This is a genomic window from Methylobacterium sp., assembly GCF_019750675.1.
GTDB lineage: Bacteria > Pseudomonadota > Alphaproteobacteria > Rhizobiales > Beijerinckiaceae > Methylobacterium.
The window spans coordinates 1-9,887 of record NZ_JAIEOF010000176.1 but is presented as its reverse complement, the minus strand read 5'-3'; the positions used below and the strand labels follow the sequence as shown (position 1 = coordinate 9,887).

The 9,887-nt window shown below is 68.7% G+C and carries 10 protein-coding genes; 1 reads left to right on the top strand and 9 read right to left on the bottom strand.

Going from position 1 to position 9,887, the window contains the following annotated elements:
- The 7 genes from K2X24_RS09710 to K2X24_RS09680 form a co-directional block, all read right to left on the bottom strand.
- Positions 1-782 (bottom strand): P1 family peptidase (locus K2X24_RS09710; protein WP_292497230.1); only part of this gene is annotated, 782 nt, incomplete at its 3' end.
- Positions 783-841: 59 nt separating this feature from the next.
- Positions 842-1,699, bottom strand: a complete 858-nt coding sequence (gene rarD / locus K2X24_RS09705; RefSeq protein ID WP_292497227.1) for an EamA family transporter RarD — start codon at positions 1,697-1,699, stop codon at positions 842-844.
- Positions 1,700-1,851: 152 nt separating this feature from the next.
- Entirely contained in the window at positions 1,852-2,274 is a 423-nt protein-coding gene (locus K2X24_RS09700; RefSeq protein ID WP_292497226.1) for a hypothetical protein, read from the bottom strand.
- Positions 2,275-2,381: 107 nt separating this feature from the next.
- On the bottom strand, positions 2,382-3,137 hold the full coding sequence (locus K2X24_RS09695; protein ID WP_292497223.1) for an amino acid ABC transporter ATP-binding protein: 756 nt from the start codon (positions 3,135-3,137) through the stop codon (positions 2,382-2,384).
- Complete coding sequence (locus K2X24_RS09690) at positions 3,134-4,270, bottom strand: amino acid ABC transporter permease (RefSeq protein WP_292497220.1); 1,137 nt, start codon at positions 4,268-4,270, stop codon at positions 3,134-3,136. The genes K2X24_RS09695 and K2X24_RS09690 overlap by 4 nt, the downstream gene beginning before the upstream one ends.
- Positions 4,267-5,391, bottom strand: coding sequence for an ABC transporter permease subunit (locus K2X24_RS09685; RefSeq protein WP_292497218.1), 1,125 nt, complete (start codon positions 5,389-5,391; stop codon positions 4,267-4,269). The genes K2X24_RS09690 and K2X24_RS09685 overlap by 4 nt, the downstream gene beginning before the upstream one ends.
- Positions 5,392-5,447: 56 nt before the next feature.
- Positions 5,448-6,473: an amino acid ABC transporter substrate-binding protein gene (locus tag K2X24_RS09680; RefSeq protein WP_292497215.1), complete on the bottom strand. Its 1,026-nt coding sequence runs from the start codon at positions 6,471-6,473 to the stop codon at positions 5,448-5,450.
- Between the two features lie 105 nt (positions 6,474-6,578).
- Between K2X24_RS09680 and metC the strand changes: the two genes are divergently transcribed.
- Complete coding sequence (metC, locus tag K2X24_RS09675; protein ID WP_292497213.1) at positions 6,579-7,766, top strand: cystathionine beta-lyase; 1,188 nt, start codon at positions 6,579-6,581, stop codon at positions 7,764-7,766.
- 139 nt (positions 7,767-7,905) lie between these two features.
- Here metC and K2X24_RS09670 read toward each other — a convergent pair whose 3' ends face one another.
- Positions 7,906-8,844, bottom strand: a complete 939-nt coding sequence (locus K2X24_RS09670; RefSeq protein ID WP_292497210.1) for a hypothetical protein — start codon at positions 8,842-8,844, stop codon at positions 7,906-7,908.
- Positions 8,819-9,142 (bottom strand): hypothetical protein, encoded by a 324-nt coding sequence (locus K2X24_RS09665; protein WP_292497209.1) that lies wholly within the window; start codon positions 9,140-9,142, stop codon positions 8,819-8,821. Before K2X24_RS09665 ends, K2X24_RS09670 begins: the two co-directional genes overlap by 26 nt.
- Positions 9,143-9,887 lie beyond the last annotated feature (745 nt).

Genomic DNA, 9,887 nt, shown 5'->3' with positions numbered 1-9,887 from the left:
ATCACGGCGAAGCGGCGTGCCTGCGCCTTGGTGAGGGCGGCGTCGGTGGCGACCACCGCCAGGGTGGTGCTGGCCCCCGCCCCCGATAGGTCCTTGCGCGGCCAGTCGAAGGCGTCGGCCGGCATCGCCGCGGGGGCGCCGAGTCCGCCGTACTCGCAACCGATCTCGTAAGGCGCGGCCCAGAAATGCGGCCCCGCCCCCACCGTTACCCGGCCGAAGGCGTTCACCGCCACCAGGGCGCCGACCCGGAGGCCCAAGCCCGCGACATCCACCAAGCCCGCGACCTCGGCGGAGGCGGAGCCGATCCCGCCCTTCAGGTTCGCGGTGGCCGCCCCCGTCCCGGCCCCGACGGAGCCGAGGGCGAAATCCCGCGCGGCGGCGCAGGCCGCCGCGTGACCGAGGTCACGGTAGGGCGAGAACCGGCCCCAGGCCTTGTCCCCGCCGTTGAGGAGGTCGAACAGGATCGCGGCCGGCACGATCGGGACCCGGGCGGGGCCGACGGCAAAGCCGCGCCCGGTCTCGGCGAGGTGGGCGACGACGCCAGACGCCGCGTCGAGGCCGAAGGCCGAGCCGCCGGAGAGGACCAGGGCGTCGATGCGCTCCACGGTGCGCTCGGGATCGAGGAGATCGGTCTCGCGGGTGCCGGGGCCGCCGCCGCGCACGTCGATGCCGGCCACCACGGGCGCGTCGAACAGGAGGGCGGTGACGCCGCTGGCGAGGCGCAGGTCGGTGGCGTGGCCGACCCGGATACCGGCGATGTCGGTGATGCGGTTGGTCAGCATGGATCACCCTCTCCCGGGACGTCAGGATCGCACGCTGCGCCCGCCCGGGCGAGGGGCCTTCAGGCGGCCCGCGCCTGCCGGGCGGCGCGGGTGGCGTCGACGGCGTAGATCGCCAGCGCCAGCCAGATCAGTCCGAACAGCACCGCGCGGTGGGGCTCCAGCCGCTCGCCGTAGACGAGGGTGCTGAGCACGAGGAGGCAGGAGGGCGCGAGGTACTGCATCAGCCCGAGCGTCGCGAGGGTGAGCCGTTCGGCGGCCGCCGCGAACCAGATCAGGGGCAGGGCCGTGGTGGCCCCGGTGAGCAGGATGAGGCCGGCGCGCACGGGGTCGCCCTGGATCACTGGCGGCGCGAAGGCCGCGAGGTAGATCAGCGCCACCGGCAGGAGCACCAGCGTCTCGGCGGCGAAACCCACCATGGCATCGACCCCCACGACCTTGCGGGCGAGCCCGTAGAGCGAGAAGCTCCCCGCCAGCGCCAGCGAGACCCAGGGCAGGCTTCCGGCCGCGACGACGGCCAGCAGCACGGCGCCGGCGGCGAGCGCCACCGCCGCGGCCTGGACCGGGCGCAGGCGCTCGCCGAGCACCACGGCGCCCAAGCCCACGCTCATCAGCGGGTTAATGAAGTAGCCGAGACTCGCGTCGAGCATGTGCCCGGACTGCACCGCCCGGAGGTAGAGGAGCCAGTTCACGCCGATCAGCCCGGCCGAGAGGACGAGGAGCCCGTGCCGGCGCACCAGGGGGAAGGGGTTCCGGATCCGGCGGCGCAGGGCCACGAGCAGGCCGGCGACGAGCAGGCTCGACCAGACGATGCGGTGGGCCAGGATGCTGGGCGCCGGCACGGCGTCGAGCAGGCGGAAATGCACCGGGACCACGAGACCCCAGCTCAGGTAGGCGCCGAGCGCGTAGATCAGACCCAAGGGCCCGCCTCCTCTTGCCGCCTCCTGCCGCTTCGCCGCGGCACCGGGGTCCGGATGCGGCTTATAGCAAGTCTTCGGCGGGGATCACCCGGGCGGGTTCACCTGAGCGGTCGTCGTCGGAGCGATGATCTGGCGCGGCGGCGGGCGCGTTCTCAGCGCGCGCGGGTGAGGGTGACGGCGGGGTCGCCGCGCATCAGGGCGTTGAGGCGCTCGGTGTCGAAGCCCTCGGCGGTCCGCTTCACGGGCGGCTTGGGCGCGGCGGGCTTCGGCGTCACCTTGGCGGCCGCCTCGCGCGCCGTGGCGGGCTTGGGCGGCGTCGTCCGCACCACGGGCGTCCGGGCCGTCGTGCCGCCGTCGCGCCCGAGGATGTCGCTGATCGAGGGGCCGGTCTCCGCCGGCAGCGATCCCGTCACGGTGGGCTCCGGCGGCCGGACCCGGGTGAGGGTGGCCACCGGCGCGGCGGATCGGGCGGCTTTGGGGGCCGGATGGTCGAGCCGGTCGACGCAGGCGAAGGCGATGGCCAGGGCGCTGCCGCCGAAGACGCTGCCGACAACGATGTTCCGCAGGATACGCAAGGGACGGGCTTCCCGGATACGCGAGTACCGGACGGGATTTAGCGCATCTGCGTTAATGAACCGGAGCCGTCCGCCGCGCGCCGTTTCCTGCGCCGGCACAACTCCGCTCAGAGGATGCGGCCGAGGAATTCCCGGGTGCGGGGATGCTCGGGCCGTTCGAAGAAGGCCTCGGGCGGGGCGACCTCGACGATCTGGCCCGCGTCCATGAACACCACCCGGTCGGCGACGCGGCGGGCGAAGCCCATCTCGTGGGTGACGCACAGCATGGTCATGCCGCGGGCCGCCAGATCCGCCATGGTGTCGAGCACCTCCTGCACCATCTCGGGGTCGAGGGCCGAGGTCGGCTCGTCGAACAGCATCACTGCCGGGTCGAGGCAGAGGGCGCGGGCGATGGCGACCCGCTGCTGCTGGCCGCCGGAGAGCTGGCCGGGATAGCGGTCCGCCAGATCCGCGATGGCGAGGCGCGCGAGTTCGTCCCGCGCCCGGGCCTCGGCGGCCCGGCGGCCGATCCCGTGCCCGTGGATCGGCGCCAGGGTGCAGTTCGCCAGCACGGTGAGGTGGGAAAACAGGTTGAAGCTCTGGAACACCATGCCGACGGTACGCCGCACCGCCGGGATGCGGCCGGGGGTGAGGTCTTGGCCGTCGACCCGGACGGTGCCGCCTTGATAGGGCTCGAGGCCGTTGACGCAGCGGATCAGGGTCGACTTGCCCGAGCCCGAGGGGCCGCAGATCACGACCTTCTCGGACTTGGCGACCGTGAGCGAGACGTCGCGCAGGACGTGGGCGCTGCCGAACCACTTGTTCACGCCCAGGAATTCGACGGCGGGCGTCTCGGGAACAGGGGTCTCGGGGCCGGCGCTCATGCCCGGCCCCGCTCGCCGGCGGCGAGGCGGCGCTCGATGAAGGCGGCGTAGCGCGCCATCGCGAAGCAGAAAGTGAGGTAGAACAGGGCCGCGAAGGCGTAGGCCGTGGCGGGGATCGTCGGCGCCGACCAGCGCGGATCGGCGCGGGCGGCCTCCAGCACCCGGATGAAGTCGGCGATCCCCACGATGGAGACGAGCGTCGTGTCCTTGAACAGGCCGATCAGCGTGTTGACGATGCCCGGCACCACCACCTTGAGGGCCTGGGGCAGGATGACGAGGCGCATGGCCTGCCATCGGGTCAGCCCCAGCGCCAGGGCCGCGCGGCCCTGCCCCTCGGGGATCGCCTGCAGGCCGCCGCGCACCACCTCGGCCATGTAGGCGGAGGCGAACAGCGCGATGCCGACCAGCGGCCGAACCAGCCGGTCCACGGTGAGGTCACCGGGCAGGAACAGCGGCAGCATCACGTTGGCCATGAACAGCACGGTGATCAGCGGCACCCCGCGCCAGAACTCGATGAAGCCGATGCAGGCATAGCGCAGGACCGGCAAGTCCGAGCGCCGCCCCAGCGCCAGCAGGATGCCGAGCGGCAGCGAGGCGACGATGCCCACCAGCGACACCACCAGGGTCACCAGGATGCCGCCCCACAGGCTGGTGGCGATGGGGGCGAGGCCGAGGACCGGGGTCCCCGAGAGCAGCCCGTAGGACAGAAGCGGGCCGACGAGGAAGACGAAGACCGCCCCGAGGCCGCGCCGCGGCGCGTCGAGCCACAGCATCCAGGCCGTGCCCAGCGCCACGAGGCCGAAGAACAGGTTCGGGCGCCAGCGCTCGGCCGCCGGGTAGGAGCCGTAGACGAGGTAGTTGATCTTGGCCCCGATGAAGGCCCAGCAGGCCCCCACCGGGTGCCCGGCCACCTCCGGGCGACAGACCTCCCCCGAATCCCCGCGCCAGACCGCGTCGGTGACGAGGAAGCGGAACACCGGGGGCAGCAGCAGCGCCAGCCCGGCCAGGATCACCAGTGTCGTCACGGTGTTGCCGGCCCCCGAGAACAGGTTGTCCCGGAGCCAGCCGACGGGTCCGGCGGCGCGGCGCGGGGGCGGGGCCGGCGGCAGGAGGGTTTCGCGGACGATGGTCATCGCGTCATCGGCGCCGCGCGGCGGTTGGAGGCGTTCATGAGGGCGGCGAGGCCGAGGCTCAGGGTGAGGTAGACCGCCATGGTGATCGCCACGACTTCCACGGCCTGGTTGGTCTGGTTGAGCACCGTGCCCATGAAGACGTGGACGAGGTCCGGATAGCCGATCAGCACCGCCAGGGACGAGTTTTTCGTGATGTTGAGGTACTGGCTCGTCAGCGGCGGCACGATCACCCGCATGGCCTGGGGAATGGTGACGAGCCGCAGCGTCTTGGCCCGGCTCAGGCCCAGGGCGGCGGCGGCCTCCCCCTGCCCCCGAGCCACGCTGGCGAGACCGGCGCGCACGATCTCGGCGATGAAGGCCGCCGTGTAGGTGGAGAGCCCGAGTAGCAGCGCGGCGAATTCCGGCAGCACCCCGAGCCCGCCCTCGGGTCCGAAGGGGCCGGGGGACGGCCAGGCGACCGGGACCGGGTGTCCGGCGAGCGCCAGCCCGATCCAGGCCAGGGCCGGCAGGCCGAGCACGAGGGCGAGGGCCGGCCCCACGACCGGGCCGGGTTCGGCGCCCGTCTCGATCCGTCGCTTCGCGCGCCGGGCCCGGATGCTGGCCCCGACGAGGCCCGCCACGAAGGCGACGGGGACGAGCCAGGCGGCGCCCTGGAAGTCGGGCCGCGGCAGGACCAGTCCGCGCTGGCTGAGATAGGCCCCGCCCCAGGCCGCCGGGTGCTGCGCCTCGGGCAGCGCCACCCGCACGGCCACGTACCAGACCAGGAGCTGGAGCAGCAGGGGCAGGTTGCGCAGGGTCTCGACATAGGTGGCCGCCAGTGTCCGGGCGAGCCAGTTCGGCGAGAGCCGGGCGATGCCGACGGCGAACCCGATCACCGTGGCCAGCCCGATGGCGAGCCCCGAGACCAGCAGCGTGTTGAGGAGGCCGACGAGAAACGCGTCGAGATAGGTCGAGGTGGCGGCCGCGTAGGGGATCAGCCGCTGGCTGATGTCGAAACCGGCGGCCCGCGCGAGGAAGCCGAACCCGGCCGTGATGCCCTGGCGCGCGAGTTTTTCGGACGCGTTGGCGAAGGCCGCATAGGCCAGCGCGGCCAGCGCCAGGGCGACGAGGGCCTGGAGCACGAGGGCGCGGGTGGATCTGGTCCCCGGCCCGGACCCGGATTCGGGCGGCGCCGCCCTCACCGGATCGGCGGCCCGTATTGCAGGCCCCCGTTCGTCCAGAGGGCGTTCAGCCCACGCGGGATCTTCAGGGGCGTCCCGTCGCCGAGGTTGCGGGCGAAGACGTCGCCGTAATTGCCGACGTGGCGGACGATCCGGTAGGCCCAGTCGTCGGTGAGCCCGAGGCCCTGGCCGTACTTGCCCTCGAGCCCGAGGATGCGCTTCACGTCCGGGCTGAGCGTCTCGCCCCTGAGCCGGTCCACGTTGTCCTGCGTGATGCCCGCCTCCTCCGCGTCGATCATCGCGTAGTGGGTCCAGGCCACGAGGTCGCGCCAGGCATCGTCGCCCTGGCGCACGCCGGGCGCGAAGGGCTCTTTCGAGATCGCCTCGTCGAGAATCATGTGGTCCTCCGGATGCGCGGTCTTCAGGCGCTCGCCGTAGAGGGAGGACTTGTCCGTCGAGTAGGCGTCGCAGCGGCCGGATTCGTAGGCGCCCAGCGTCTGCTCGCTGTTGGCGAAGGTGACGACCTGGTAGCTCAGGCCCCGCGTGCGGAACCAGTCGGCGGTGTTGAGCTCCGTGGTGGTGCCCTGCTGCAGGCAGATCGTCGCCCGGTCGAGCTGCTTGACCTGGCTGATGTTGAGGGATTTCCGGACCAGGAACCCCTGTCCGTCGAAGAAGGTGATGACGGGAAAGTTCATCGCGGCGGTGTCGCGCGACAGGGTCCAGGTGGTGTTGCGGGCGAGCACGTCGATCTCGCCCGATTGCAGGGCGGTGAAGCGCGCGGCCGAGGATTGCGGGATGAAGCGCACCTTGTCGGGATCGTCGAAGATGGCCGCGGCGAGCGCCCGGCAGAAATCCACGTCGAGGCCGTGCCAGCGCCCCTGCCCGTCGGGCATGCTGAAGCCCGCCACCCCGCCGCTGACCCCGCACACGAGGTGCCCGCGCGCCTTCACCTGGGCCAAGGTGCCATCCTGGGCCGGCGCCGGAGATGCGGCGAGCAGGGCGCCGAGGAGCATGCCGAGGGGTGTGACGCGGACCAGTCGCATGCGCGCATTGCAGAGGATCGCGCGTCGCGGTCAAGCCGCCGGTTGACGGAACCGCGCGCGCCGGGCTTCGGTCGCGGCAGGTCCATCCCTCGCCCACCGGTGCCGATGTCGAACACGCCCCCCCGCGATCCCGCCCGATTCGGGGCGAGCACCCGCCTCGTCCATGCGGGGCGCGACCCCTCCGCCCAGCACGGCTTCGTCAACACGCCGATCTACCGCGGCTCGACGGTGCTGTTCCCGACCTACGACGACCTCCAGCACCGGCGCGGGCGCTACGATTACGGCACCTCCGGCACGCCGACGACGGATTCCCTCACGAGTGCCTGGAGCGAACTCGCGGGTGCGGCCGGCACCGTGCTGACGCCCTCGGGCCTCGCGGCGCTCACCGTGGCGCTGATGGCGGTGGTCTCGGCCGGTGACCACCTGCTGGTCAGCGATTCCGCTTACCGCCCCACCCGCATCTTCTGCGATGGCGTCCTGAAACGGTTCGGGGTCGCGGTCGAATATTACGATCCCCTGATCGGCGCCGGCATCGCCGACCTGATGCGCGACACCACGAAGGCCGTGCTCGTGGAGGCGCCGGGTTCGCAGAGCTTCGAGATGCAGGACGTCCCGGCCATTGCCGAGATCGTCCACGCGCGGGGCGCGGCGGTGATCATGGACAACACCTGGGCGACGCCGCTCCTGTTCCCGCCGCACGCGCGCGGCGTCGACATCGCGGTCGAGGCCGGGACCAAGTACCTCTCGGGCGGCTCGGACCTGCTCCTCGGCCTGACTTCGGCGAACGCGACATACTGGCCGGCCCTGCACCGGACCTTCGAGCACTTCGCCATGTGCCCCGGGCCTGAGGACGTGTTCCTGGCCCTGCGGGGCCTGCGCACCATGCCCTTGCGCCTGCGCGAGCACGGGGCGCAGGGGCTCGCCATGGCGCAGTGGCTCCAGGCCCGGCCGGAGGTGGCCCGCGTCCTCCATCCGGCCCTGCCCGACGATCCCGGCCACGCGATCTGGCGCCGCGACTTTTCCGGCGCCTCGGGCCTGTTCGGCGTCATCCTCGAGCCCGTCCCGGAGCGGGCCGTGGCGGCGATGCTCGACGGTCTTGAACTGTTCGGGATGGGCTTCTCGTGGGGCGGATTCGAGAGCCTCGTCATTCCGTTCGACTGCACGAAGTACCGCACCGCCACCCGCTGGAATCCCGGCGGCCCGGGCCTGCGCTTCCACATCGGCCTGGAGGATCTTTCGGATTTGCAGGCGGATCTCGACGCGGGGTTTTCGCGGTTGCGCGCCGCCCTGTGAACGCTTGCCGGGAGGATGAAGGGCGGTGAGTAGTTGGCACACTTCAAGCAGACTGCGAGCGAGCTTGGCTGCACCGAATCCGGTGGGGCGTTTGAGCGGGCCTTTGCCAAAGCCGTCTCACCGAAGAAGCCGGAGTGGCTTAGGAAGCCTGCAACTCACTTAAGGTAAGCAGAACATGCTCTCGCCGAGTTTGGTCGGTCGCATACAGAGTGGTGCGCGTTTCCAAGATCGTCGCGGCGTAACTGCGGTTCACCCGAACTTCCCAGTCTCGGTTAAACGTGGGAGCTAGGACGCCTCGATAATCGCCGCCATTCGGCACGACGAGATGGAATGTCCCGGCCTTTACGTCAATCCCGACAAGCGTTCCGATTACAGGCAGTTCGACGTTCGATGTGTCGGACGTGGCCTCGATTAGCCCTACCAAACGCTCCATTCGTTCGCGCTCGACCAACTGGCCAAGCTGGCGCCCGTCAGAGCGATTCCATCGAACATCAGCGTCAAACCCACCCTTCACATTGGCGGCAGACCAGTCGTGAACGCGTTTGAGAACCGCGTTGCCAAGCACGAGTGCGACCTCCCGAACATCAGGCGCACGCTCCATGTCGATCACCTGAAATAGCGTCTCGATTGAGCGGTCCAGTGTACCCGTGGCGAATAAATCGCGGGTAGCAGGGGCCAAAAGAACGAAACCGAGTGACCCGCTGTAGGTGTACCCGACCTCAAGCATGCTTTCTTCAAGCGCCTCGGTACCAAAGACCGCACGATCCTTACGACCGTTTTTCTGAGCATCGTGGATTTGGGTAAAAAGGTACTGATAGCTCAGCATCGAGTCGGATACATAGGAGAGGCCATAGCGCCGGTTCTCGGTTTGTATGAGCCGATAGTTGCAGACTTCGACCTGGGACTCTTCAGCGGCCTCCATAAGGCGACTGCGCATTTGCTCAGCCAGCTTCTGCTTTGCTGCCAAATTTATGCGCAAGGCCTTGCTGTCCGGCTCCCGCATGGAAGCTGCTTCTAGTCGGGCAACAGAGGCAAAGGCCCGCCGGGCCTCTTCAGCGACGGATGCGTAGTCCGACATCGGTCTCGCCTATCCTGAGCACTGCAATCCCCTTAAGCCAAGCACCAAGATGCTCTCTACCGTATTGCTCGCTCCATAACATCTCATTCCCGCCCGCTCGGAACAACGGATGCCCTATTGGAAACTCAGTCTCAACAAAACCATCTATCTTATCAATAAAATAATTATCATTGACTGAGTTTATCAATGCCTCCTGTTCTGGGCTCAATTTTTCTGCCACATCCGGGTCGATTATGACCGCTACGTCAATGTCAGACGGATTTATCTTCTCTGTAACAAAGCTGCCATTTATCAGCATACTACAATTTATTTTGAGTTCCTCGAAGGCTTGAGCGAATCTGCAGAAATTCTGAAACAACCCCTCCCTAGCCGTAGATGTTTCAAAAGGAAGTACGCATAGCCTGTGCACCTGAACCAGACATGTCTCATGACGGCCAGGAGCAAGGAGAGGTTGGAAATCGCGCTTAGTCCCGGCCATGGCCAGTATGTTAGCTTGGCCGTTTGATGTGGCAATGGGGTACGCGAGAGCCTCTTCCTAACGAAGGGTCCTGCCTCGCTTCGCGAACTTGAATCGTAGCCCGTCGTCGTCGCAAACCACATCTATGACTTCAAAAACCGCAATGTAGGTCTTCCGTTTGAAGCTCGGCTCCCGCCCCACGTTCTCGGTTATTTCGTCGTCACACAGTATGACGGTCTTGTTCGCTTCGATAGCGTCAATAAACTCGTCGGCGTGCGCACGCCCACGCCTCACCCATGGGTCGTTGTAGGTCTGCGCCCTCCCGTCGCACCAATGCTTATGAACGCACGGAAACCGTTCGCCGTCCACGACCGCGAACCATGATCCCACGCTTCCCCTAGCACTCGACCACTCGTTCGCCATTCGCTGCTCCCGTCATTAAGGGACACCATACACCGAAAAATATTGACAATATTCCTATTCCGTGGTTCAGTGCGGCTACTCACCTCCCACACGGGAGGCCCTCCGGCGGACCGGGTCGGGGGGCTCGGGGGGAGGAGACGGCGCCCCGCGTCGATGGCCCGGT

What these genes read in the sequence shown, in the direction of transcription:
- metC (WP_292497213.1), top strand. Translation starts at nt 6,579, where the DNA reads ATGTCGAACACGCCCCCCCGCGATCCCGCCCGATTCGGGGCGAGCACC.
- K2X24_RS09690 (WP_292497220.1), bottom strand. Translation starts at nt 4,270, where the DNA reads ATGACCATCGTCCGCGAAACCCTCCTGCCGCCGGCCCCGCCCCCGCGC.
- K2X24_RS09665 (WP_292497209.1), bottom strand. Translation starts at nt 9,142, where the DNA reads ATGCTGATAAATGGCAGCTTTGTTACAGAGAAGATAAATCCGTCTGAC.
- K2X24_RS09695 (WP_292497223.1), bottom strand. Translation starts at nt 3,137, where the DNA reads ATGAGCGCCGGCCCCGAGACCCCTGTTCCCGAGACGCCCGCCGTCGAA.
- K2X24_RS09680 (WP_292497215.1), bottom strand. Translation starts at nt 6,473, where the DNA reads ATGCGACTGGTCCGCGTCACACCCCTCGGCATGCTCCTCGGCGCCCTG.
- K2X24_RS09670 (WP_292497210.1), bottom strand. Translation starts at nt 8,844, where the DNA reads ATGTCGGACTACGCATCCGTCGCTGAAGAGGCCCGGCGGGCCTTTGCC.